General features: G+C 55.0%; 28 protein-coding genes. 8 read left to right on the top strand and 20 right to left on the bottom strand.

All coding sequences use genetic code 11. The features are described from left to right. Positions 1–110: 110 nt before the first annotated feature. The 8 genes from AC5TBW_RS15725 to AC5TBW_RS15690 all read right to left on the bottom strand — a co-directional run bounded on the left by AC5TBW_RS15725 (position 111) and on the right by AC5TBW_RS15690 (position 4,467). Entirely contained in the window at positions 111–2,423 is a 2,313-nt protein-coding gene (locus AC5TBW_RS15725) for a replication endonuclease (protein WP_495509461.1), read from the bottom strand. Beyond that, positions 2,420–2,701, bottom strand: coding sequence for a hypothetical protein (locus AC5TBW_RS15720; RefSeq protein WP_495509460.1), 282 nt, complete (start codon positions 2,699–2,701; stop codon positions 2,420–2,422). The genes AC5TBW_RS15725 and AC5TBW_RS15720 overlap by 4 nt, the downstream gene beginning before the upstream one ends. Next, positions 2,698–3,105 carry a hypothetical protein gene (locus tag AC5TBW_RS15715; protein ID WP_495509459.1) on the bottom strand — a complete coding sequence of 136 codons (408 nt, stop codon included), beginning with the start codon at positions 3,103–3,105 and terminating at the stop codon, positions 2,698–2,700. The genes AC5TBW_RS15720 and AC5TBW_RS15715 overlap by 4 nt, the downstream gene beginning before the upstream one ends. Next, a complete protein-coding gene (locus AC5TBW_RS15710) occupies positions 3,098–3,394 on the bottom strand; it encodes an Ogr/Delta-like zinc finger protein (RefSeq protein WP_495509458.1) in 297 nt (98 codons plus the stop codon). Before AC5TBW_RS15710 ends, AC5TBW_RS15715 begins: the two co-directional genes overlap by 8 nt. Beyond that, positions 3,394–3,597, bottom strand: a complete 204-nt coding sequence (locus AC5TBW_RS15705) for a hypothetical protein (RefSeq protein ID WP_044627876.1) — start codon at positions 3,595–3,597, stop codon at positions 3,394–3,396. Before AC5TBW_RS15705 ends, AC5TBW_RS15710 begins: the two co-directional genes overlap by 1 nt. A gap of 38 nt (positions 3,598–3,635) precedes the next feature. Beyond that, positions 3,636–3,839: a hypothetical protein gene (locus AC5TBW_RS15700; RefSeq protein ID WP_227404671.1), complete on the bottom strand. Its 204-nt coding sequence runs from the start codon at positions 3,837–3,839 to the stop codon at positions 3,636–3,638. Between the two features lie 25 nt (positions 3,840–3,864). Further along, positions 3,865–4,071: a hypothetical protein gene (locus AC5TBW_RS15695; RefSeq protein ID WP_133731169.1), complete on the bottom strand. Its 207-nt coding sequence runs from the start codon at positions 4,069–4,071 to the stop codon at positions 3,865–3,867. Between the two features lie 69 nt (positions 4,072–4,140). Continuing rightward, positions 4,141–4,467 (bottom strand): hypothetical protein, encoded by a 327-nt coding sequence (locus tag AC5TBW_RS15690; protein WP_495509457.1) that lies wholly within the window; start codon positions 4,465–4,467, stop codon positions 4,141–4,143. A gap of 269 nt (positions 4,468–4,736) precedes the next feature. Between AC5TBW_RS15690 and AC5TBW_RS15685 the strand changes: the two genes are divergently transcribed. The 3 genes from AC5TBW_RS15685 (at position 4,737) to AC5TBW_RS15675 (ending at position 6,975) form a co-directional block, all read left to right on the top strand. Beyond that, positions 4,737–5,222, top strand: a complete 486-nt coding sequence (locus AC5TBW_RS15685) for a S24 family peptidase (RefSeq protein WP_495509456.1) — start codon at positions 4,737–4,739, stop codon at positions 5,220–5,222. A 59-nt stretch (positions 5,223–5,281) separates the two neighbouring features. Continuing rightward, complete coding sequence (locus AC5TBW_RS15680) at positions 5,282–6,409, top strand: endonuclease/exonuclease/phosphatase (RefSeq protein WP_495509455.1); 1,128 nt, start codon at positions 5,282–5,284, stop codon at positions 6,407–6,409. Between the two features lie 65 nt (positions 6,410–6,474). Further along, entirely contained in the window at positions 6,475–6,975 is a 501-nt protein-coding gene (locus AC5TBW_RS15675; RefSeq protein ID WP_495509454.1) for a hypothetical protein, read from the top strand. Between the two features lie 184 nt (positions 6,976–7,159). Here the strand turns inward: AC5TBW_RS15675 and AC5TBW_RS15670 are convergent, their stop codons facing one another. Then, positions 7,160–7,720: a hypothetical protein gene (locus AC5TBW_RS15670; protein WP_495509453.1), complete on the bottom strand. Its 561-nt coding sequence runs from the start codon at positions 7,718–7,720 to the stop codon at positions 7,160–7,162. Positions 7,721–7,819: 99 nt separating this feature from the next. Continuing rightward, the gene (locus AC5TBW_RS15665) at positions 7,820–9,148 is read right to left on the bottom strand and encodes a Y-family DNA polymerase (protein WP_495509452.1); all 1,329 of its coding nucleotides are present in this window, start codon (positions 9,146–9,148) and stop codon (positions 7,820–7,822) included. Positions 9,149–9,264: 116 nt separating this feature from the next. Here AC5TBW_RS15665 and AC5TBW_RS15660 point away from each other — a divergent pair, with 116 nt between their 5' ends. From AC5TBW_RS15660 to AC5TBW_RS15650, 3 genes are all read left to right on the top strand, one after another. After that, complete coding sequence (locus tag AC5TBW_RS15660; RefSeq protein WP_495509451.1) at positions 9,265–9,615, top strand: S24 family peptidase; 351 nt, start codon at positions 9,265–9,267, stop codon at positions 9,613–9,615. Between the two features lie 203 nt (positions 9,616–9,818). Beyond that, on the top strand, positions 9,819–11,036 hold the full coding sequence (locus AC5TBW_RS15655) for a DNA cytosine methyltransferase (protein ID WP_495509450.1): 1,218 nt from the start codon (positions 9,819–9,821) through the stop codon (positions 11,034–11,036). Further along, positions 11,033–11,671 (top strand): Eco29kI family restriction endonuclease, encoded by a 639-nt coding sequence (locus AC5TBW_RS15650; protein ID WP_495509449.1) that lies wholly within the window; start codon positions 11,033–11,035, stop codon positions 11,669–11,671. The genes AC5TBW_RS15655 and AC5TBW_RS15650 overlap by 4 nt, the downstream gene beginning before the upstream one ends. Positions 11,672–11,857: 186 nt before the next feature. Here AC5TBW_RS15650 and AC5TBW_RS15645 read toward each other — a convergent pair whose 3' ends face one another. The 8 genes from AC5TBW_RS15645 to AC5TBW_RS15610 form a co-directional block, all read right to left on the bottom strand. Next, on the bottom strand, positions 11,858–12,604 hold the full coding sequence (locus AC5TBW_RS15645) for a hypothetical protein (protein ID WP_495509448.1): 747 nt from the start codon (positions 12,602–12,604) through the stop codon (positions 11,858–11,860). Positions 12,605–12,774: 170 nt separating this feature from the next. Continuing rightward, a complete protein-coding gene (locus tag AC5TBW_RS15640) occupies positions 12,775–13,779 on the bottom strand; it encodes a phage late control D family protein (RefSeq protein ID WP_495509447.1) in 1,005 nt (334 codons plus the stop codon). Continuing rightward, complete coding sequence (locus tag AC5TBW_RS15635) at positions 13,776–14,219, bottom strand: phage tail protein (protein ID WP_495509446.1); 444 nt, start codon at positions 14,217–14,219, stop codon at positions 13,776–13,778. Before AC5TBW_RS15635 ends, AC5TBW_RS15640 begins: the two co-directional genes overlap by 4 nt. Positions 14,220–14,233: 14 nt before the next feature. Then, on the bottom strand, positions 14,234–16,813 hold the full coding sequence (locus AC5TBW_RS15630; protein WP_495509445.1) for a phage tail tape measure protein: 2,580 nt from the start codon (positions 16,811–16,813) through the stop codon (positions 14,234–14,236). Further along, positions 16,803–16,940 (bottom strand): GpE family phage tail protein, encoded by a 138-nt coding sequence (locus tag AC5TBW_RS15625; protein WP_133731155.1) that lies wholly within the window; start codon positions 16,938–16,940, stop codon positions 16,803–16,805. The genes AC5TBW_RS15630 and AC5TBW_RS15625 overlap by 11 nt, the downstream gene beginning before the upstream one ends. A gap of 26 nt (positions 16,941–16,966) precedes the next feature. Then, the gene (locus AC5TBW_RS15620) at positions 16,967–17,275 is read right to left on the bottom strand and encodes a phage tail assembly protein (protein ID WP_495509444.1); all 309 of its coding nucleotides are present in this window, start codon (positions 17,273–17,275) and stop codon (positions 16,967–16,969) included. A gap of 45 nt (positions 17,276–17,320) precedes the next feature. Next, a complete protein-coding gene (locus AC5TBW_RS15615; protein WP_495509443.1) occupies positions 17,321–17,833 on the bottom strand; it encodes a phage major tail tube protein in 513 nt (170 codons plus the stop codon). A gap of 20 nt (positions 17,834–17,853) precedes the next feature. Then, positions 17,854–19,038 (bottom strand): phage tail sheath protein, encoded by a 1,185-nt coding sequence (locus AC5TBW_RS15610; protein ID WP_495509442.1) that lies wholly within the window; start codon positions 19,036–19,038, stop codon positions 17,854–17,856. Positions 19,039–19,127: 89 nt separating this feature from the next. Here AC5TBW_RS15610 and AC5TBW_RS15605 point away from each other — a divergent pair, with 89 nt between their 5' ends. Together AC5TBW_RS15605 and AC5TBW_RS15600 are read left to right on the top strand one after the other, a co-directional pair. Next, entirely contained in the window at positions 19,128–20,072 is a 945-nt protein-coding gene (locus AC5TBW_RS15605) for a hypothetical protein (RefSeq protein WP_495509441.1), read from the top strand. A gap of 64 nt (positions 20,073–20,136) precedes the next feature. Next, positions 20,137–20,730: a hypothetical protein gene (locus tag AC5TBW_RS15600; RefSeq protein WP_495509440.1), complete on the top strand. Its 594-nt coding sequence runs from the start codon at positions 20,137–20,139 to the stop codon at positions 20,728–20,730. A 213-nt stretch (positions 20,731–20,943) separates the two neighbouring features. Here AC5TBW_RS15600 and AC5TBW_RS15595 read toward each other — a convergent pair whose 3' ends face one another. Both AC5TBW_RS15595 and AC5TBW_RS15590 read right to left on the bottom strand, forming a co-directional pair. Next, positions 20,944–21,657 (bottom strand): DUF4376 domain-containing protein, encoded by a 714-nt coding sequence (locus tag AC5TBW_RS15595; protein ID WP_495509439.1) that lies wholly within the window; start codon positions 21,655–21,657, stop codon positions 20,944–20,946. A 14-nt stretch (positions 21,658–21,671) separates the two neighbouring features. Further along, positions 21,672–23,438, bottom strand: a complete 1,767-nt coding sequence (locus tag AC5TBW_RS15590; protein ID WP_495509438.1) for a tail fiber protein — start codon at positions 23,436–23,438, stop codon at positions 21,672–21,674. Position 23,439 lies beyond the last annotated feature (1 nt).

The following is a 23,439-nucleotide window of genomic DNA, read 5'->3' as shown; positions in this document are numbered from 1 at the left end:
CTTCACTGTTCTCTTCGTTGCGATATTGGCCACCGCGCACTAAGGCGATGGCGGTTAATGTGCCGAGGGCGGACAAAATCGCCCAGGCGATGAGTAAATGGGTCATGGCATTAGCAAAGTTCAGGCGGGAAGAACTCTTCTTCCTCGCTTTGGGTGTGTTGGGGTGGCGGTGCGAAGAGTTTTCGCGCCGCTTCTCTGGCTTCTTGGCCTTCGCGGTAGGCGTCTTCCGCTTCGGCCCGGTAAATTTCTGAGCGCTTCCACTCTTCGAGACGTTCGCGCTGGGCTTTTTGCTCTTCGGGGGATGGCTCGCGGGGCTGAATATCCGGCCCCTGCGTACAGTTAGTGACACGAGTCCAAGGGGACGCGGCTTCGCCGCCTCCCGAAACCCCCTGGTGGCGTTGCGACTTGCTGCGCACTTCCCACTTGTAGAAGCGGGTCAGGTATTCGTGTTCGTTGCCGCGGCCGTCGGTAACGACGATCCCGAAGGTGCCCAGCTTGCTTTCGCCATGGCGGCCTTTGGCCTCGATGCCTTCGTGCATCTCGCCGGTGGCGTGGCTGAAGTCAGCACGGTCGAGATCCACGCGGGGCATCGTCCAGGGTTTAACGGGGCGCTGTTTGCGGGGCAGGTTGGGGCCGCCCATTAGGCGTAAGAATTGATCCCACTGGCCTGCGTTGGCCGCCTTACGGATCTGTTCCAAACGGCTGGCGATGCGTTTATCCGGGCGGGTGGCTTGTTCCCAGCTTTCCAGCTCATCGATGTGCTTTTCGTTTAGGCGGCGAACTTCCCGCCACACGGTGACGCTGGGCAGGCCGACAAACTGAAACTGGCGAATACCCCACACCGCTGCCCACGACTCAATGCGCGGTGCGATGCTTTGCAGCTCATGGCCGTAGCGGTCTTTGTCATCGTTTTCCACACCATCACGAACGAACTGCTGGCCGTTGATGTTCTTGCTGATGTACTTGGCCACGTAGCCCGCCGCGGTACCGCGGCGGTAGTCGATCTTTTCCACCTTGAAGCGGGCGGTGGTCTTCCGGCCCTGGCGGTCGAATAGCTCTTCGGGGGTGTCTGCTTCCGCGTGGCTGCGCAAGATCTCGTTGACGCGCTGGGTGTGCTCCGGCTTCATCCACAACAACAGGTGCCAGTGAGGCGTGCCATCGTGGTGTGGCTCCACCACACGGATGCCGTAAATCCCCAGGTTCTCGCGGGCCAGGGCAGCGCGGGCACGTGCCCACACTTGCTGCAGGTGTGCTTGGGCTTCGCGTGGGGTGGTGCCGTTGTACTTCGGGTTGCGGATGCTGTTTTCAGAGATCACCGGATGGAAGCGGCTGGGCGCGGTGATGGTGTAAAACATGCCCACGTGGCCCATACGGCGGGACTCCGCCTCGGTGTCGCTAATGCGCAGCATTAATTCTGCCCGGCGGTGGTCGGGGTTCGATAAGCCCAGCTCGGCGAGTTCTGCCAGAGTGTAAACCTGACCTTCCTGATTGATGGCTTCCAGCGCTTCCAGCAAGGCGCGGTTGCGGTTCTTCTGTGCGCGGCGGCGGTCGAGCGTGACGTTGCTGCAGTAAATGCCTGCGCGTTTGTGCACACGATGGGCTTCACGCTGCACTTGCTCCAACCGGCGGCCGCCCAGGCGGCGCAACTGCCGACGCCACCAAATGGGGTCGGTGAGCTTGGCCAACTGCACCGAGCTTTTAAGCTTGAGGCTGGGCGGATTGATGTCGTGTAGGCGTGCACGGTAACGGGCTTTAACGAGCGCCATTTCATTGACGACGGATAGGCTCATGACCGGCGCACGGTGCCAGTTGAACACTGCCATCAATGGAATGACGCCCAGCGGCGGGCTTAACGGATTGCGGGAATCGGCGATTTGCAGGGCGACTTCCCTCGCCTGACCGGAAAGGGTGCGCGCCTTGGGCGTTTTCAGGTTTAGCGGGGGCGGCAATAACCCCAGGCGCAGGCGACGGTTATGCTCGGCGATGCCGCCGATCAGCTTGCTGCGCTCACGTTCCAGCGCCGTGGCTTGTGCCTGGGCGTGGTTGATCACCGCTTCATCGTCGTGGGTCACGTTAAGGCCGTGCACCACCAGCCGATCTTGCACACTGGAAAGCCACTCGCAGGCGGTTTTCAGGCCTTCGATGGTCGTGTTGGCACGCTTGACCAGGGCGTTAAAACCGCGCTCTAAATCATCGGCGATGGCCGGAAAGCGACAGTAGGTGCTGGCCGGGTCGATGAGGTCTTTCGCATTGCGGCGCAGCCAACGGTTAGCAGCGGCGTGGCCATGACGTTTGGAGACATACACATAACCTTCGGCCAGCTTCTCCGCCAGCGACGGTAAACGCTCAAAGTGCACCTGCAGAAAGGTGTAGCAATCCTTGGTGCCAGAGCTGTGCTGAAAGGCAAGGGCTAACGCGCTCACGCTTTCACCTCATGAAAGCAAGTACGTTCACCGCCCTGGGCGCCCCTATCCACACCAATAAAGCGGGGTGGCTGTTGCGGTAACTGAACGGCCGCAATATCGATTTTGTAGTCGTCTAAGACGCCCTCTAGCTGGGTCACCTGATAGCCGAAGTGGTGGGCTTCGCGCTTTAGCTCCTCGGCGGCCATGGTATGACCTGCCTGCTCTAACTGCTTGGCGAGGTAGTCAAAGCGGGCTTTCACGATGTAGAGACCGTGCATGGTGGCGTCCAGGTTCATGCGACCCCCTTTTCGATCAGGCTGAGCCAGTGCAGGGCGGCTTTAGTGTTCCCTTCGGCCAGTGCTTGGCGGGCGTGGCTGGCGAGTTCAGCGCTTGGGTGTTGGGAGCGGTTGTTCAGTTGGTCTTTCAGGCCGCTGGCATAGCGGCTCATGCGGTGAATAGACGACCGCACGGCATCCCGCTCTGGCTTGGCGAGCTGACGGATTTGCACGGTGGCGTCTTCCTTCAGGCCTGCGCTTTTCAGCACAAAGCGGCGCTCGGCGTGGGGGAGATCGGCCCAGACCTGAACCAAATCCTGATCAGCGGCGCGGCTGTGCAGCTCGGCGCGTAAGGCGCCAAAGCCAGCACGGTCTGGCTGGGTCTGGGGGCTTGGTGGAAGGGGGAGGTGGGCTACCTTATTCATCAGCGGATTCCTCGTAGTGTTCGTCGTTGGCGGCCTTTCGATTAAGGGCCATATTTATTAATCGGAGTAAGCGAGGGGCGAAGGGAAGATCCACATTCGGATTCGGTATGTCGCTAGGTGCTAAGGTGTGAAGAATTTCGAAACCTGCCTTGCCTCGAAAGCCGCACTCCACGTTTCGGCACTCCACTTCCCCTTCGCGGTACACCGGTGTCAGCGCCTGGCTTTTGCGGACGCGCATGTTGTGGCCGCAATGTGGGCAGGGCATGCGGTGCTTGGAAGCGGTCGACATCAATGGTTTCTCCCTACGGGGTAAAGGGCGCGGCCACGGCCGGTGAGTCCTTGGGTGCCTTTGCGTAAGCGCCGACGGAGTAACCACTCGGCGGCTTCGTCCAGGCTGGTTAAATCCTGCTGTTCACATACCTGCTGCAGCGCGGCTTCTAGCTGGTCGTTCAGCGGAAGTCGTAATTCGCCGCGTGCCGGTTGGTCAGCCATACATCAATGCTCCTTGAGGGCCTCAAAAAGCCCTGCCTTTACGACGCCTGCTGGGGCACAGTGCTAACAGAGAGATCAGCAACGCCCAGCGTTTCCAGTGCTTCTTTCAGCACCAGTTGACGCAGCAGCGACGCCCGTTCGATGCCGGTGTAATCCACCAGCGCGTCGATCAACTGGGCCTCGTACTGATCCAAATTGAGAGCGGCGTAACGAGAGCGCACGCGTTTGGGGTCCTGGTACATGGCAAACATCCTTATGCAGGCAGGGTCATTCGGCATTCAGCGTGTCTTGGTCGTACTCGGCGATGCCGCGCAGCATGAGCATGCGAGCGGTGGCCGACTTAGTGCGCATCTCCAGCTCCTGAATGCGCTCCAGATCGGCACACTCGCTTTCCGTGAGGTAGGTCATCACAGGCTGATCGCAGCCTTTTGGGGCATAAATTGGCTTTGGGGTAATGGTGTTAGTGGTGGCCATGGGTTAGGCTTCCTTAATAGAGTGAAAGACTTTAAACGAGAGCTTGAACAAGGAGACCGAGCGTCTGTATTAACGCTCGTAAAGGCGTACCAGCTTGCGCTGCAGGAAGTGTTCATCCATGTAGGTGCGCAGTTCGCAAAGGGCGTCTTCGACTTCATCGCTAGAGGCGTTACAGGCCAGCATCAGGGCAGCGAGTTCGCCCACGGCTTCGGCGGTGATGCGCTCTTCCAGCGCTTCAAGATCCGCCAGTGGGTTAGGCGTGTTGGTACCGCGCTTCAATGCGGTTTCGATGTGGCGGCGGGTTTGTTCAGAGCAGCGGTCAAGCTCCACTTCGACCCCGCGGAACAGGGTGGTCTGAGTGGACGGCATAACAATGGTGGCAATGATGGTGACCATGGCAGTGGTTCCCTTTGCGTAGTGTTTTAGAGTGAAAGACATTAATAGAATGGTGGAGATATCCTACCGTGTCAATCGGATTGGTGGAAAATATACCCCAAAGGATTAGGGAAGAAATATCTATCCTTGGGCTTTCTCTGGCTGAAGCGTCCAGACGCGCGGGTGAAAACTCACCTCAGCGCTTGAAAGACGTGCTTGCTGGAAGACAGAAATGTTCTGCTGACCTAGTTGCTCGGCTAGCAAATATTGGCGTGGATATTTCCTACGTTTTGACAGGTGTACGTGCAGGCACATCCGATGCTCAGCCCCTTGGCTTGCCTGTGACTGAGCCAGGGCCGGATTTAGTGCCGGTGATGATGTACGACATCGAAGCTGCCGCCGGCGCGGGCCGCAGTTTTGAAGGTGAACCAGTGCAAACCACGCTGCACTTTCCCAGCAGTGAGCTGGCCGACAAGGGGCTGGACCCCGCGCAGGTGGTAGGCATTAAGGTGCGCGGTGATTCTATGGACGGCACCCTGGCCGATGGCGACTGGGTACTGGTGGATCGCAGCAACCGCGATCCGAAACAGGAAGGGGTGTTTTTACTGCTTGTTAGTGGAGAACGACGGATTAAGCGGGTGCAGCGCCTAGCGGGCGGGGCGTTGTACTTGATCAGCGACAACGACCACTACCAGCCGGAAATGATTAAGCCGCAGGATATGCATGATGTGGAGATACTGGGGCGGTGTGAGATTCGGATTGGCAGAATTGTGTAACTGCAAAAAAATATATAAATAACGGCGTTTTGATGCTGCCTAGTAGTAGGGAACAGGGAATGAGTTACAGCAAGAGTGTTACACAGCTCTTACAACCAGCGCTGCTAGTCTGCCTAGTGCTTTCGTGGCCTGCTTTAGCCGATATTAAAATTGGTAGTTGGAACATTCAGAATTTTGGATGGGGTGAGCAGAAAAATATTGTTGCAGTCACCGAGGTAGCCAACCAGTTCGACATTCTTGCGATTCAAGAGTTGATGAATACTGAAGCGCTAGGAGCCCTTGAAATAATGTTGGAAGAGTCATCAGGTGAAGAATGGAGTTCCATGCACTCGCATCTGATGGGAAGCTCATCCCGCTACCAAGAGATGTATGCGTTTCTTTGGCGTGACTCAACAGTGACCTATGAAGACGGGGCGGTTATTTATATAGATGATCGTAATGCGTTTGCACGTGAACCGTACTCTGCCCGTTTTAAATCACTAGAAAGCGATACGAATTTTGTGTTGGCTACAGTTCATATCACTTATGGCACAAGCATCAGCGATCGTACTCCTGAAATTCACGCGTTACGTTCATATTGGGACTGGTTGGCAGAGGTTTACCCCGAGTCAGCCAACCAGCGCATGCTTGTTGGCGATTTTAATATGCGGCCCAGCCATGAAGCTTGGGCAGAATTATTTGAAGTCGCGCAGCCTCTAGTCACTTCCGGCTCGACTACGTTATCCAGTAAAGATCGGCAGTATGCCAATCTGTACGACAACATTATTGTGCCTTTAAACCATGATCTGCCAATCAGCGAAGTGGGTATTTTAACGTTTCCGGAATTGCTAAGTGAAAGAGGCGACTACTGGTCACATGAAGCTGCGCGGCGCTATGTATCTGACCATGCCCCTATCCTTGCCACATTTGGTGATAACCTAATTCATGATGCCACTGATCTTGCTGTTGAGATCCCTACTCAGCCAGTTGAGCAAGAAATAAGTTTTAGTGAAGACTGCATTGATTTGAATACAGCTTCCAGAGATGAGTTGGTTGGAATTGTCCATATTGGTGAAGACCGTGTGGATGATTTGATTAGCCAACGGCCTTGGGTGTCGGTCAATCACCTGACACGTATTTCTGGTATTGGGCCTGCCCGACTAAGGGATATCAAAATTCAAGATGTTACTTGTAAACAGAAAATTTGATTAAATTTTATTTAGATGTTTTTTTGCTGCTAAATTTCAATTGTTAAAAGGAATAGGGGTTAGTTATGTTTTTATATGATCTTTTTAAATTGGATGTTGTGAGGCTTTTAATCGATGTTTCTTCGTTATTGGGTGCTGCTGTGAGCGTTTACGTTTTACGTCAAACTCAGCTGATCAAAAAAGAAACTAGAGATATTCAGTTGGTGATGCTGAGAAGGGCACGAATTCCTGAAATTTTAGATCAATTAAAGAGTGTTTTAGAAGAATTGAGTGAAGCGAAAGATAATGGTGATAAAGAGAAAATTGATTCTTGTGTAAATCGTTCTTTAGTTTATGCTCAGCATATCAGGGCTAAGATTCCTGTTGGTAGTGGTTTTGATAAAACTGAAATTGAGCTTGAGAATATCAAAAAACATATACAAGGAGCTACTGATTACTTGAGATTGGCTAATCCTTATAGGTTTGAAGAGAGAGCACAATTTGTTTTTGCTAATTTACAGATCCTTGTCTGCTCTATGGAAGAATACCTGAGGGATACTAGGTTGAATGTTTTTAGTAATCATTAATTTTTATTGTATTGATTTATGAAAGCTGTTAAGGTTTTTTATAATTTCTTATTTTGTTAATAGAATTTATTGTTTCTACACCTCTCTTGTATTTGAATGGTTTAGGCCACGACGAATGAAATTAGTTGAAGGGGCAGTTTGATAATTTTAGCGGGGCTTACTTTAACTCTTTTGTTTGCCTGGATTACTTATTAATAAGATTGTTATGTATATCAATGCCGTGGTCTAATTTATCAAAGCTAAAGATATTTAGCTGGGTGCTCCATCCGCATAGCAGATATTTTGATTCTGACTTGCTCTGGTAATGCTGAGCGGCAGTCTTGAGGGCGCTCATAGCGGCCAGAACATCTGCCTCTGTCTTGGTCTGGTAAACAAAAACCTTATATTCTGAGTCGGCTTGGAGAAGCTTATGGAAGTCGTACAATAGCGAGGAAATCTTTGATTCAGACACCTCGATCTCCATGGTCAGTACGACTTTAAGGAGATTGTTGTTCTCGTCAAACTCACGCCATACGAAGTCGTAGAGCCATTGTCCAGCTTTGGTCTCATGTGAAGGACGCGACCTGTAACCCCGCTGGGCTCCCTCATCCCTGAAACGGTCTTTGATGGCGTTATTCTTGACAGGGCTTTTCCAGATAAAGCTTTTCCATCTAGCTTCATCTCCAGCAGCGCGTGCCTGTTCGCGTTTATATGCAAGTGCTTCCTCTTGTATTTCGATTAGCCATCGCTTGAATTCTCCTCTCATTGTCCCCTATCCCTTTTTATTCATCGATATTAGTGGCCAGCCAAGGCATAAGCTCAGCTAGGCGAAGCTAAGAATAGTGTACAGTCCTGATTAGGTTTATCAGCAGTTTTTAAGATGTGAGTTCCTCCTACCTCTTTGCGCCGCCCCCTCATCCGTATACGCCACCATCAGCTCACCCCAATTCGTCGTATAGCGCGGGCTTCGGTTCGCGCAGCGTAGGTGCCAGGGGGCGTTCTTTTCTGGAAGGCCTAGGCGTACCGTTCCTTTTCCCATCTTCTCGTTCAACGCGTCCATGGTGGCCATTAGCTTTTGGCTGCGCTGGCGTTCCTCTTCCGTTTGCGGTGTGTCCATCAGGCTGAGCTGTTGGCGGTTCTCGTCGGTCAGGTCGATCAACATCACGCCCGCTTTCTTGTAGCCGTATTTGGGACGGTAGATCTTGCATAGCGCCTCTTGGGCGGCATGAAGTATGTCGCGGGTGTCCTGGCTTGGGCGTTCCATTTCCACCGCTAGGCTGGGGGAGTATTGGGGCAGGTCGGGCCGGAAGCGGTCGGTTTTGAGAAACACCAGCACGGCGCGGGCGAGGCTCTTCTGCTCGCGTAGCTTTTCAGCGCCCCGTTGGGCATGTTGGCGAATAGCGCCCTGTAGGTCGTAAAGCTGTGTGGTGGGGCGGCCAAAGGAGCGGCTGGTCATGATGCGTTTGCGTGGTTCATTGAAGTCGTTCATCTCCAGGCAACTGATGCCGCGTAGTTCCAGCACCGTGCGTTCCATGTTCACCGAGAACTTACGCCGTAGGCGCTTGGCGTCCGCTTCGCGGAGATCCCAGGCAGTGTTGATGCCGAGGATCTGCAGGCGCTCGTTTAAACGGCGGCCAACGCCCCATACATCGCTCACCTCAATTTGCTGCAGCAGGTGTTTGGCTTTGACGCTATCCGCATGAAGGATGCACACGCCTGGGTAGGCGGGGTGCTTCTTGGCAACGCGGTTGGCCAGCTTGGCGAGGGTGTGGGTAGCGGCGACGCCAACACACACGGGAATGCCGGTGCCGCGGCGGACTTTTCTGTGCAGGGATTGGGCGTGCGCCTGCAGCGCTTCCGGCTCGAAGCCATCCATGCGCACAAACATTTCATCAATGGAGTAGGGCTCTACACCGGCGGTTTCCTGCTCCAGGATGCCTTGCACCCGGTGGGACATATCGCCGTACAGCTCATAGTTGGAGGAGTGCAACACGATCTCGCCACGTTCGACCAGGTGACGCACCTGATGGGCAGGGGTGCCCATCTCGATACCCAGCGCTTTCAGCTCTTCCGATCGGGCGATAATGCAGCCATCGTTGTTGGACATAATGCCCACCGGACGGCCTTCCAGCTTGGGGTTGAACACCCGTTCACAGCTGACGTAGAAGTTGTTGCAGTCCACCAGCCCAATCATGTTGCCTCCATAACCCTTGTTAAATGCTGTTTGTTTATACAGTATTGGCAGCAGGGAAAGCGACAGGCGAACGCTAATGTACGTCGCTTAATGGGGAGCAAGCACAGGGCAATAGCATGCGAGTAAATTACTTGGGGCCAGCAGTGGTGGGCGTGAAGCACCCGGCAGTAGCCGAGATGGATGGCCGAAAATTTCCACCCAGCTGCTTTCTGGTGGAAATAAGCGAAGACGCACGCCCAGGCGGGCCATGGATGGAGGGAGATGTGCTGGTGGTGGATGAAGCCAGATCGTTTGGCCACGGCGATCTCGTAGTGGCAGAGGTGGAAGGAGAGTATCGGTTGTTTAAGTCCCACCGTGTGGGCAGCCGCTGCCGGTTGTTACCAACGAACGGTGGCCAGGGCTGCTTCGTGACCGTACAGCAGTTTAAGGGTGTGGTGGTGAGGCAGGCGCGGTGCTGGGCGGTGTAGGCAAGCCCATCAACGAAAAGCTGGCTGGTGTCCAGAGGCGGGTTTCGGTATCGTCTGCGAGCTTTGAAAATATCGGCAGACGTTTACCAATCTGCTGTAATACTGTGACAGTATTAGGATAGCTGCCAAGTTTTTGTCACCAAGAGTGTGTGGTTTTTGTAATTAAATAATATTATTTATTAATAGCTTAGCAGGGTCTGAGTATGTTGAAGTCAGTTGAAATGTTTGCAGGTGCGGGGGGGCTAGCTATGGGGGTCTCTCTTGCTGGCTTTGAGTCGTTGGCAGTCGTGGAATGGGATCGATGGGCCTGCGATACGATTCGGGAAAATCAAAAAAATGGTTACCCACTAGTCAATGGATGGCCGCTTTGGTCTGGTGATGTCCGTGAGTTCGATTGGGCAAGTATTCCTGAAGATATAGACCTAGTAGCAGGTGGCCCTCCTTGCCAGCCATTTTCGATGGGTGGAAGGCACAAAGCGTTTGGCGATGATAGGGACATGTTTCCTGCCACTGTTGATGTTGTGCGACGTTTAAAGCCGAAAGCTTTCATCATTGAGAACGTGAAAGGGTTGACCCGGTCCAGTTTTGCTAATTATTACCAGTACATCTTGCTGCAGCTTGAGTTCCCGGAAGTGGCTCGACGAGATGGAGAGACCTGGGCTGAACATCTTAAAAGGCTGCAGGAAGAAAAAACTTCTGGCGCTCTTCATATAAGCGGTCTGACTTACAACGTGGTGCCTACACTCGTAAACGCTGCTGATTATGGTATTCCTCAAAAGCGTGAACGTGTTTTTATCGTGGGTTTCCGGTCTGATCTTGGTGCTGAGTGGTCTTTCCCTAGAGCGACGCACTCATTTGATGCTTTGTTATATTCACAGTGGGTAACCGGTGACTACTGGCGTCGACACCATATTGCACAGAACAAAATACCGGCTATTCCTTCGCGGCTTGAAAAACGTGTGGGCAAATTAGCGAATGAATTACTCCCAGGGATAGAAAAGCCTTGGCGTACTGTTCGCGATGCACTCATTGATGTACCGGATCCACGCGCGAAAGGTGCGAGTAAGTTTCGCAATCACCTCTTCCAGGATGGCGCGCGAGTCTATACCGGCCATACAGGTAGCCCCTTAGATTTACCATCAAAAACCTTGAAGGCCGGTGCTCATGGCGTGCCTGGCGGTGAAAATATGATGGTCAATGAGGATGGCAGCGTTCGTTACTTTACAGTGCGCGAATCTGCAAGATTGCAGACCTTTCCCGATGGTTATGTGTTTCACGGTGCATGGGGTGAGACTATGCGCCAATTAGGTAATGCAGTACCCGTAGCTTTGGGTCGGATGGTAGCCAGCTCCGTGGCAGAGCAATTGGCGATAACACAACTTCGCCAGTTAAAACGCCAAAACAATAGGAAGATGGCATGACCGACAATATCTACCCTTTCAATCCTCTTGATAAGCAACACCTGGGCGAGAGTGTTGGGCAGGCAATGCTCCGTCAGCCGGTTCATTCTTTGACCGATCTAGCCAAATTCAACGGAGCAGGTGTATATGCCATATATTACTCAGGTGATTTTCCGGCATATCAGGAAATAGCTAAGCGAAACTCCAATGGCTCGTATACAGCGCCGATTTACGTTGGGAAAGCAGTTCCAGCAGGGGCCAGGAAGGGTAAGTTATCACCAGCAGTTACAGAGACTCTGTTTAAAAGGCTAAATGATCATCGAAAAAGCCTTGAGAATGTAGAGAATCTTCGCATAGAAGATTTTTTTTGTCGTTTTTTAATAGTAGATGATATCTGGATCCCGTTAGGGGAATCCCTACTGATCTCAAAGTTCTCACCTATTTGGAATAATTTAATAGATGGCTTTGGAAACCATGACCCAGGGAGTGGACGCCATGCGGGCTTACGTCCCAGATGGGATGTATTGCATCCAGGTAGGCCGTGGGCAGAAAAACTTAAACCACGCGCAGAAACGATGAATCAAATTATCTTGGAAGTGAAAGATCATTTGCGGAACAACCCGCCGCCGGATGACGATAATATGATTTCGGTATAAATGTTGGTGGTGCCGAATTGGGTGAGATGTCAGAAATTTCTTACAAAAATATGGTTAATTGCTTACATCATTGGCTAAGCAGATTTGACATAGTGGACTAGTCGCCAAGTAGCACGCGTTACCTTAGGGTTTCGCCAGAAGATTGCGGCAACGGGATGAGCCCCCGGCCATGGATGGCTGGGGTTTTTAATTTCTGACTGAATGAGCGCACTCTAAAATGTGATAGCGCTGCTGAATCAGACTGATAACGACATCCATAATAGCCAAGCACATCCCTACAAATGGAAAAGAACGCTTTAATAACCACCTTATTAACGCGCGTACTATGGGTGACTGAGCCGTCTCAATACCCTGTTTAATAGCCTCGCTAATAGATAATTCGTTTATAAGTAGCTCCACATAGTTTCTAAGCTTGTTGTTATCTTCTTGTTCAATTGATTCAGCCATCCCGTCGACGTAAATAGATTGATTTTGCTCCTCTAGAAACCTCTCAAAATCATCGATATATCGCATTTCAACATTGAACACATCGGCTAATATCCGGAGAACTGCTTCCTTGCAGGGGTGGCGTGTTGATTGAGACAAAAATGAATTGATCTCGCTTACATCACGTAGAGGAATATCCTCATTGAATGGAGCAGGGGTCAAGTTGGTACGTGTCCATTCCTCCCCTGCAATATCATCAAGCTCATCGAGTGCAGGAGCGATACTGTCCAGTTCATCCTGAAGCTTGTTGAGAACATCATTGCTGCCACTGATTTGGTCATCGGGTGAAGGATTCAGGCATAGGAGAGCAAGTTCTTGCTTCGCTGAAGCTTTAATCGCATTGATTGTATCGTAGGCCTCTATATCTAGATAAACGCCTCTCTCCTGACCCAACACGTTGATAGGATAGTAAAAAAGTGCACTGCCACCCAGGCTTGCACTGGTCACGAAGGCTCTTCGGCTCATTTTTTTATTGTTTATCATCGTCCCCAGCCTCTTTTTAAAACTTATGGGTTCCCTAGAGACCAGTATGAGACAAGGTAAGTAGGCTTAGCGGGTTAAATGCCCCATCAATATGTCTATCAGCTAAAGGGCTGATGAATTTCTTAGCTTATCAATCAAAATGAGGTTGGTTCTGCGGTTTTAATCTCACATCTCACCTGCGTCCCAAACCCTCCATCATTAAGCGAGTGCGTCACTTCCGCCACCAGCCAGGGGGTGGCGTCAATCTGCGGCTTGTACCCGCTAAGCGTTAGCGGCGATTCCGGCAGAATATCCGCCCGCCCCAGTGCCAGCGTTAGCTCAAACTCTGCCAGGCCGCGCTGGATGCGTTGCCATTCGGCGCGGGCGGCGGCTAGGGCGTCGTCTTCCGTGGCATAGGTGGGGCGTAGCTGTTTGGCGTTGTCGCCGCTGCCTGCGAGTACGGTTTTGCGCTCTGCGCCTCTTGTGTCATTCCAGTAGGCTTTTACGCCGCTGTAGGCGTCGCGATCGGTCACGCTGTAGCGGTGTTGGTCGCCGTCGCGGCGGATGAGGGTGATGGCGGGCATGGCTTGGCCGCTGGCGGTGAGGCCTTCGCCTGCCACGGTGAACAGCAGGCGCCCGGCTTTAATGGCGGCAATGGCATCGTAGCGTTCGCCCAAGCGTGTAAGAAAATTTAGATCTGATTCGTCGGTTTGGTCGATGTGGCCAATGCGGATGCCGTTGAGGGCGGCGGCCACCACTGGCTCTATGCTGTTGCGACCGGCGATGGTGGTGACGATCTCGCCCAGCGTTACATCATGCCAGCTCTGGGTGCGCTTGCCGGGCAGTTGGCCGCGCATATCCGCCGAGCGGGCGCGGATGGTGAGCTGGTCGGGCGTGCCGCTGTGCTGCACTTCATCTACCGTAAAGCGGCCCTTGTCGATCAGCCCTTCGTCCTGCCAGCCAAACGCCACCTGTAGCTCGGCGCCTCGTGGGGGAATGGCGAGCTGGCCATCGTGATCCGCCAGGGTGATATCCAGTTGGTCGGCTTCCAGCCCGCGCTGCTCGCGTAGGGTCAAACTGATCAGGCGGCCGTTAATGCGCGGGGTGATATCGGTGCCATCCAGCGTAATGCGGTAACTGGGCTTTGGGTAAGCGTTCATACGTAGCCCCCAGCCAGGCGCGCCACGGCGGGCAGTGCCAGCCGACCGATCAGGTCGGTGCGTTCGTCATCCACGTGCTCGAGCGTGAGGTTGAACTCGATTTTTTCAGCGGCACCGTCACGGAAAAAATGCGTGCTGGTTTCTTCCACGCGGGTGACCACCCATAAGCCGTACTGGCGGCCGGTACCTTCCACCAGCGGCCAGGCGTTGCCCTGGTCGGCCATCTCGCGGATCTCATCCAGGCTAAAGCGGCCGCCGGTGAAGGTGGGTAGCAGGGTACCGCTGAGCGTGATGGTGTCAGCCCCTGGCCCAACAAATTGATAGGCGGGGCGTTCACCCACGCGGGATTGGCTGGGGTGGCGCCACTCTGAAATGCGTTTGAGTTCTTGGTAGGGCACGGTGCGGGTTTCAAACACGAACATGCCTAACGCCATTAACATGATGAGTACTCCGGTTAATCGAGGTCGCGCAGTGACGAACGCTGCCGTGCCTGGGCATCGCGTTGGGCGTTGGCCAGGGCGCGCTGCACTTCCTGCGCCACGTACTGGGCGAGCTGCTGTTCGTTCATGCCGGGGGCAGGGGTGACGTTGATATTGATATCGCCCATGCTGAAGCCGCCTGCTTGAGCGCTGGAAGCAGTCAGCGGCGGGCGGTTATCAAACTGAATAGGCGCTTGCTGCTCGATGCTGGGCATCGCTGCTGCAGGTAGGGTAGCGGCGCCCAGTGCCAGCCCAGCCCCTGCGCGGGTCACTCGGCGGGCGATCTCGCGAACACGCTTGGCAGGTTCATCCTGTTGGGCAGCAAGCCCTTGATTCAGGCCGTCCACCGTGTAGCCGCCTAACTGGGTAAACACTCGGGAAGGACTGTTGATATCCAGCACGTCGGCGAACCAGCTTTTTACGCTACCGGCCATATCGGTCACTCGGCTACGTAGCTCGCCTAGCTTGCCGGTTAGCCCGCCAATGATGCCTTCCACAATGGAGCTGCCCAGCGAGCTGAACTGCTCGGGGATCTCGACACCCAGCGCAGAAAGGCCGGAGGTTATGCCCCGGTAAATTAGGCCGAGCGGCGACCAGTTCATTAGCAGCTGCGCCACGCCGCTTATGCCGTTATTGAACGCGTCTTTTACCTGCTGCCACAGCCCTTGGAAAAATGCTTTGATCGGTTCCCAATGGCGGTAGATCACGTAAGCCGCGGCGGCGATTGCTGCGATGGCCACGCCAATCGGGTTAGCGAGCAGGAACATCGACACCGTGCGGAACACGCCGCCCAGCCACAGGAAGGCTTTGCCCGCCATTAGGATCTGCGGGCCGACCAACGTCATGCCATAGCGCACCATGGCGATGGGGCCGAGGATGGAGGCGAGCATCAGCGTGAGCATGCCGCCCGCCGTGACCAGTACCGCCAGGATGGCAGCCACTTTGGCGATGGTGCCGGCCAACCGTGGGTTTTCGTTGATCCAACTGCCCACACCACGGGTAATGCTGGTGACGTTTTGAATCAGCTGACGCAGCGGGCCGTTGTTGGTGTCGGTGATGGAGATCCCCACCTCTTCCCAGGCCGATTTGAGCGATTTGAGATCGCCGCCGATGTTGTCGGCCATGGTTTTGGCCACACGGGCGTTTTCACCGGCGGCGTTGGTGAGGATCTCCACAAACTGCTCGATACCCTCGCTTCCCTGCTGGGCGATCAGTTCGGCCATGCCTGCGCCGGGCTCTTCACCGAAGATATCCTTCAGGTAGGCGGCACGGTCGGCGTTGCCCATTGCCTCTGTGGCACGGGCCACATCGGTGAGAATGCGGGGGATGTCGCGCAGGTTGCCTTGGGCGTCCTTGGCGTTGACGCCTAGATCTGCCAGCGCGCTGGCGGCGGCACCCGTAGGTGCGGCCAGGCGGGTGACCATGGCGCGCAGCGTGGTGCCCGCCTGGCTGCCTTGGATACCCACGTTGCCAAGCAGCCCGGCCATGGCGGCGGACTGTTCCAGTGACATATTCATGGCCCGGGCCTGGGGCGCGACGTACTTCATCGACTCGCCGAGCATCTCCAGGTCCACGTTGGCCCGGGTGGTGGTGGCGGTCAGCACATCGCCCACGCGGCTCATTTCGGCGGGGTCTAGTCCGAAGCCCGATAGGATATTCGAGGAGATATCCGCCGTGCGGCCGAGGTCGGTGCGGTTGGCCAGTGCCAGGTCGAGCATATCCGGCATGGCGGCCTGAATGGCGTTCGGGTCGAAGCCTGCCATGGCGAGGTAGCCTTGCGCATCAGCGGATTGCCCGGCGCTAAAGGCGGTGGTGGCCCCCAGTTCTCGCGCCTGTCGGCGAAGGGCCTGGAAGCGTTCGTCGTCGGCCTCCATGCGGGTGAGCGCCTGCACCCGAGACATCGACTCACCAAACTCTACGCCTGGGGCCAGCAAACGCGCCCCGGCGTATAGCGCAGCACCACCACTGGCCGCCATGCCTGCACCGGTACCCGCCATGTTGTTGCGCATGCTCATGGCGCGGTCGTATCGGCCACGGGCTTGGGCAGCGTTGCGCTGCTGTTCAGCTAGCCGCTTTAACCGTTGCCGCTGCTCATCCACGGCGGTGTTGGCCTGCTGTATCTCACTGGTCAGCCGCCGTTGATCGCGGGAGAGGTGTTCGGTGCTGACGCCGTTATTTTTCAGCGAGGTACGCAGCCGCTGCAACTGCTGGCGTTCTTCATCGTAGCGTTGGGTCAGTCGGCGGGCTTGGGTAATGGCCTTTTGGCGCTCGGCGGCCAGGGCAGCGGTATCGCCCTGGTTCGATTGCATCTGCTGGGAGAGGCGGCGGATGCGTTCCTGTTGTTCGCGCAGGGCGGTGGTGGTGCTGGTGGATTGCCGGGTCAGGGTGCGAAAGGAGCTAACGTCTTTCTGGGTGGCCTGAAGCTGCTTTAAGCGATCGCGGTTTTCGCGCATGGCCTGGGACGCGCCCTGGGAGGCGCGATCAATCGCCCGGAGCGGGCGGGTAGCCCGGTCGACGGCGTTGAGTATTACCTGCAGCTTTAGATCACGCGCCACGCTGGCTCCTGCTTTCCGTGGGTGTGCTGCGCTTTCGCGCCCGTTCCCGCCACTCCATTAGCTCCCGCAGGCTGAAGTCGGCGCAGTCTTCCGGGCTCCAGTGGAAGACGATGGCGAGATCCGCCATCGCGTCTTCCACACAGCCAGGTAGGTTTATTCGCTCTCGCCCTTGGCCCGCTTCGTGAGCAAAAAACCGGCGATCTCGCCACCGCACTGGACCAGGTCGGCCGGGTCCATCTGGCGTACTTCGGTCGCGGTGAGCGATGGTGTGGAGAGGCGCGGGATCAGGGTGATCAGCGCGTCGGTCTGCATCTGCAGCACATCGGCCAGTGAGATGCCGCGCAGCTCGCCAGAGGTGGGTTTGCGCAGGCGCAGTTCGGTGATCTCGGTTTCGCCCCGGGTAAGCGGGGTATCCAGCGTGATGGTGACAGCGATGGCTTGGGTAACGGCTGCTTTGGTCATGGTGGTGTACCTGTTGAATGTGTGGGGCTAAAAGAAAAGGGGCGGTTAAATACCCAGACGTTGGCGGCGGCCAGCGAGGCGGTCTTCACCGTTGACCTTGAACACACCGTTGACCAAGTCGATCTCGATCTTGGTGGAGCCGTCGATGGTGAGCTTGTAGTAGCTGAGCGTGCTGGTGACCTGGTGTTCGGTGTTCTCGCCGGATTGGGCGTCGCCCATATCGATCTCGGTGTGGCGGCCACGCATGACGACTTCGACGGCGGAGGCGTCTTCGATATCGTCGCGTTCGTAGCTGCCGGTCATGCGCAGCATGTCGGCATCGATGCGGGCGGTGCCGAAGTTGTCGAACAGGCTTTCGACCAGCCCGCCCACCGTCCATTGAACGGTGAGCAGGCCGTCCTGGCCCATATCAATACCCACGGCACCGTCCATGCCGCTGCCGCGCCACTCTTCGATCTTGCGGGTGAGAGTGGGCAAGGTGATCGACTGGACGATGCCCTGCCAGCTCTCGCCATTGCTGAACAGGTTGAGGTCTTTGAGCTTTTTGGGGAGTGCCATGGAGTCTCTCGCTAGTCAGTTCAGGCGGTGGCCGCGACGCGCTCGGCGAAGTCGGCCAGGTAGGTGTCGGTGATGCGCTGCTGGAAGCCGAGATCTTCCAGCGGCGGTACCGGCGTGTAGTCGTAGTCGATGCGCAGCTTGCCAGCCTTGAGGGAGGTCTGGGTGTTGAGCTCTTCGTTCAGCCAGGCGCTACCATCGACAATCAACCCCAGGGTTTTCAGCTCGCGGAACTTGGCGTTCAGGCCTTCGATAATGTCTCGGGCCAGTGAGGCGTGCAGGGGAAGATCCACCGCCCATAGGTGGGCTTCGGCCACGGTGTCGGCGATGATCTGCGCGGTGCGCGTGTAGTTCTCGAACGGGAAGAGGCTTTGCGGCCCGGCGCAGGTGCGCGAGCCCCAGAAGCGGTAACCGCTCTGGTTGACCAGGGTGGTGACATCGGCGGCGTTGAGCAGGCCCGCATCGGTGGCGGGGCTTTGCAGATCCCAGAACACGTCTTTATTGATGCCGGTGACGCCGTTGACCACCACGTTACTGATGGTTTTGTGCCAACCCACGGTTTGATCCAGCTTGGCGCGCAGGCCCAGGGCGATGGCCACGGGGCTGATATCGACTGTATCGGCTTCGTCGGTATCGAACGCCTGCCACTGGGGCCAGATGACCATGAGCTCTCGGGCGCCAAACTGGTCGCGGTAGGCGGTGACCTCGGTAATGGTCTCGCAGTCGTGGGCGTACACGTAGCCAAAGGCGCGTAGCTGCTGAAGCACCGAGACCATGGCGTTGGCCACCGGCTGGGTATCCAGGTAAGGCACACCAATAATGCGCGGTGTGACGCCCAGCTTCTGTTTGGCGGTGAGCAGCGCCTGCAGCCCGGTGCGCTCGCCTAGCTCGGTGGTGGTGCCGATTACATTGGCGGTGGTTTCTTCCTCGGTTTCGCCTTCGGCCACCCGCACCACGACGATGATCGGCTTGGCCTGCTGGCTGATGGCGGTGAGGGTGTCTTTCAGCGTGCCTTGAGTGCCCGCCTTGCCAATGGCGGTATCCACATTGGTGACCAAGGCGGGCTGGTTAAGGGGGAAGGTGGTGGCATCCGCATCGGATGCGGAGCAGACCACGCCAATCACCGCCGTGGAGACGGTGCGGATAGTGCGCGTGCCGTCGTTGACTTCCGCAACGCGCACGCCGTGGTGGTATTGATCGAGTGCCATGGTGGCTCCTGCGCAGGTTCACTGTTCGAGTAACGAAAAGGGTGAATTCATGCAGGTATCGTGCGGGGGCTTGGGGGAGGGTGGTAGCGGTGCTGGGTGTGAGTGGGGCGGTTTACACCGTGCAGATTGTTTCAGTCTCTTCTGATACTGTTGGCCTAAGGAAACCTAAAGGAGAAGCAAGCGTGCGTTCACAGTACGGTTTGATCGTTGTTTGGGCAGTAGTAATTGCCAGCGTTTTTTTAGGAGCTTTTTTTCTTAAATTTGGCAGTTGGCCTACGTCTGATGATCCTTCCGATTGGGCTGATTTTGCAACTTATCTGTCGGGAACGATTGGGGTTACGGCTGTTGTAGGCACACTGTTTGCTTTTGTGGTTACGTTGAGGCAACAGAAGCTGTTGATTGACAGCCAGGAGAAAATGCTTGAAGAGCAAAAAGTACAGTTAGAAATTGCTAGAGATCAGTTGGCTGCAACAGAAAGAAGGAGTTCTGTTGAGCGGGCGTATCTGAACGTAAAAGATGTATTGCCGAAACTCTTAAATGCTTTCTCAAAACACTTAGATATTCATTTTGCTCCTGAAGATGGCTCTGATTTAGAGGAATTTTTATTGGCTTTCTATGCTGGTGAAAGAGTATTTACCGTGAATGAGTTTTATGAGAGTTCTGGTAGGATTTTGCATTATGTCGACCACTTCGATTTTGTTGCTAATGATGTATCAAATTATTTTGAGATGACCCTAGGACATTCAAACCAATTGTGTATCTTCTTGGTAAATCAGTTAAGAATTGAAAGTGATTTATTCACCTTTGTGGATGTGCAAATGTCAGAAGTGATAAATGCTTCTCATCGTACTTACTGGTTTTACATTCAATGTTTATTAGCCTATCGGTTCGGTTATGGTAAGAGTGTGTTTTATGAAGATGCCCGCATACTGACTGGAGAAAAAACAAGCTATGAGATACACCCAGATGAGAAAATAAGAAATTTCTATTTGATTGGTAGAGCGTTGAAGTGTAAAGAGAAAAATGAGGAATGATAGCGTTTCTAGTCTCAATAAAATAAAATTTATTTAGCGTTTTAATATTAATAAGAGGGTGACGGTGGATAAGACAGGCTTGATGCTAAAAAGCTTTGGGGTGGCGTATCACGGCTATATGGAGTGGAAATTTGAACGGCTACTCCAGAAAGCAGAAGCCCATGGGATGACTCAAGAAGAACTGAGCAACAGTAATCACCGATTCGCACTTTTCATGCGGGTGGGTAGAGCCTTTGAGATTTGTTCTGAAGGGGAAGTGGTCGACTACATTGCTGATGCCATGATTGGTGGAATTCAGTGTGGTGATGCCGATAAGCGGCCTGACTTAGCACAGATGGCCATCAGTTCGTTGAGTGGGGTCACGCTCACTGAGCTGAATCTCATCCTACTAATGCGTGAGCATAATCTGTGGGGTACTTCTGATGAGGAAGTGCTAGATGAGTCGGGCTTTGACGGGTTTCAGGCTGCACTGGATAGCGAGTTGGGGTTAAAGCCGCTTGAGGTGAGCGCCCTTTTGAACGGCCTTACACGAACTGGCTTGGTGACGCCGCCGGCTAGTGGTTTTGGCACTACGGTTACTGTGCATGGGAACAGGCTTACACACTTGGCTCGCGAACTGTTTCATTATGTTGACTATGCTCGCCGCCTGACTTCATGAAAAGCCCGCCGGTTGGCGGGCATAAGAAGGATTACAGAAAGCCGTTTTGAAATACCCAACACCCTACTACAATTACCACTACTAACATCAGTTGCAAGCTTGATTTTGGTGACATTGAATTCCCCTCCTTTATGAAATGAGCTGACATTTTTGCACGCGTTCATGAGTAGGAGGGGGCGTCTAGAACGCCCTTAAGGGTGCTTTTCCCGACATTCACCAAAATAATTCTTCAATCGACTCTCTATCCTCATCGACCAGAGCCTCTTCTAGCCGATCTTTCAATACCCAGCTGTGCTGATAGATTTCCTCAATATGCCCCAATGCCGCTAGCGTCAGAGCATTGATCTCAGTGGCGGTCAGCTCGCGGTTGACGTTGTCGCCGCCTCGGAACGTCATCGTTGCATCAGGTTGTCCTGCCGCGATTAAGCGCTGGGCTTTTGCTGACAGGCCGAGCAGATTGATTTGGTCTTGCGGGCGGGTTTGCACCACGTCGACTTGTCCATCGAAGTTGTACTCCAATCCCGCTGCGAAGGCCCCGTCGCGCGCTCGGTCTAGCTCTTTCCGTTTGAGTTCGGCCAACTGTTCTAGTGGGATGGGCGGCTTATCTACCAGAATCGGGCGGCCATGCTCATCCGCGGCGAGCTGCTGGGTCCCGTCGTGGTTGATCAATGCCTGGTGTTGCTCTGCGCTGATTTCGATGGCGTCTTTAGGCAGGCGGCAATCGGAGTTGGGCATGTCGATCATTGGCGGTTCGATGGTGTCGTCGCGTACCTGGATCAACGGCGCGTTGCCTTCGCCCTGGTGGTTAGGGTCGGGCACCTCAATCATCGGCCATTCAAATTCGGGGTCGATGATAAGGAGCGTGGGTTCGCCGAAGAGCCGGGTATCGAAAAAGCTGTTGGTTGCTGCGCTGTAGAACGTTCTCATGCTCTTTTTCTCCCTTAGTTGCCAAATACCCAGTAGTTGAACGTCCGGTTGCCCGATGAACCGGCGGCGGCGATGGTGATGCCGGTTTGTGAAATCTCGATACCGCAGGTATCCGCTGTGGAAACGGCGGCCGAGACGCGAGTGGCCACGCCCCGGAAGGCGCGATTAGGGAAAGTGGTGGGCAGCGCAGCACTGGCGAACGACGCACCCACGGGAATGGTGATAAACCCCCACTGCATGATTAGCCCATTGGGTAGTCGCGTCCAACCAGTGGGGGCGATGTCGCCGGGAAACGCGCTATCGATGTTGCCAGTATGAAAGGCACCCATGGCGTCCCTAACCTGAGCTGGCGTTGAGGGCCGCATATAATCAGTGCCGTCGTCTTTAGCAGAGGTATAGATGACCTGTACGTTGCTATTTTTGGGGGTGTAGGAAGATCGGAAGAGCCGCGCCCACGTATCGCCGGAGCTGTTACGGGTCATTAAAGTGTTGCCAGTATCTTGGTCAGTGCCCTCTAGGTTGGGGACTTTGCTTAATCCTACGTCCGCTTTTGTGGTGCCTCTAGCGCGCAGTGAAGCGGTGCCGGTTAAACCTGCACCATCGCCGACGAACTTACCTTGGGCGTGCACGTCCCCGTAAAAGTAGTGCTTTCCTGCTGTGCTTTGATAGTGGGTATAGCCGGTGTTCCGGTTGCCGATATCGACCGATCCGTTGCCTGCGTTGCTGATTTTAAGGCCATTGGTGCCCCCTTCCAGCGTGGTGGCTCCAGGCAGTTGAAGCGCTCCCTTGAACGACACTTCTCGGCCTCGGTAGTGCAGCTCCATAACGCTGAACTCAGGGATGCCGGTTTCGGGGTCGACTGTTCCCATGCCGATGTGACCTTTACCATCTCCGGTATAGGTGAGGTGCAGCGCCGCATCTCCTTTGTAGCCTGACTCCCCAATCGATACTCCCGCGCCTTGATCGGTGCCGGTGCCGCCGCTGGTGGTGCTGTTCAGCGTGAGCCAGGGGTTGCTTTTGCTGATGGTGAGATCGCCATTCATGCTGTCACCGTTACGCTTAACGTAACGGGCGTCGTGATCGCCGCTTGTGCGGTGGTCATTCATGGCGGCCGCCTGCAGCAGTAAAGTGGTGCTGCTGGAGGTGCGCAGGGCGGTGGTGCCCAGCGTTGCCGATGACCCTAGGCCAAGATTGACCCGCGCCGTTGCCGGGTTGGTGAGATCCGCCAGGTTGGCGGCTTTACCTAGTCGGGTATTGGCGTTGTCGTTGGCCAATTTCACGGCGTGGGGTGTGGCGGCCAGGTTTTGGGCGGTGCTGTCGGTGGCGTTACTCAGGCGTGTTACACCTGGCGTCGTGAGGCTGGCAGGCGGGTTGCTGAAGCTGATATCGCCAAATGTCAGCGATGCCGCTGGCAGGTCGGCCAGAATGATATCGACGGTGAGTAGCAGCGTGGTGGGCCCCGACTTCTCGATGATCGGCGCCTCCTGGCTGTAGACCGCGAACAGGGTGCCGTACTCACTGATCAGTCCAAAACCGTGCACTGTGTAGGCGTCGGTGCCTTCGTCTTTGGCGGTCACACTGATCGTATCGTCTGCTACCACTTCCCCGGCGATACTACTTACCCGTTTGATCTCATCCGGCAGCGCGGTCTGTGTTTTGCTGGGGGTGAACGCGGTCTCGGTAAACGCGATATGGGTGATCTCGACGGGGCCGGTGCCGGTGTTATCGGCGTTGATCAGTTCTGCACGCCCAGCGTCGGTAATGGTGATTTTGAGCGCCATG

This window comes from Vreelandella sp. ssv (assembly GCF_059448525.1).
Note: the sequence above shows the minus strand (reverse complement) of the source record. Positions and strands in the feature narration are given on the sequence as shown.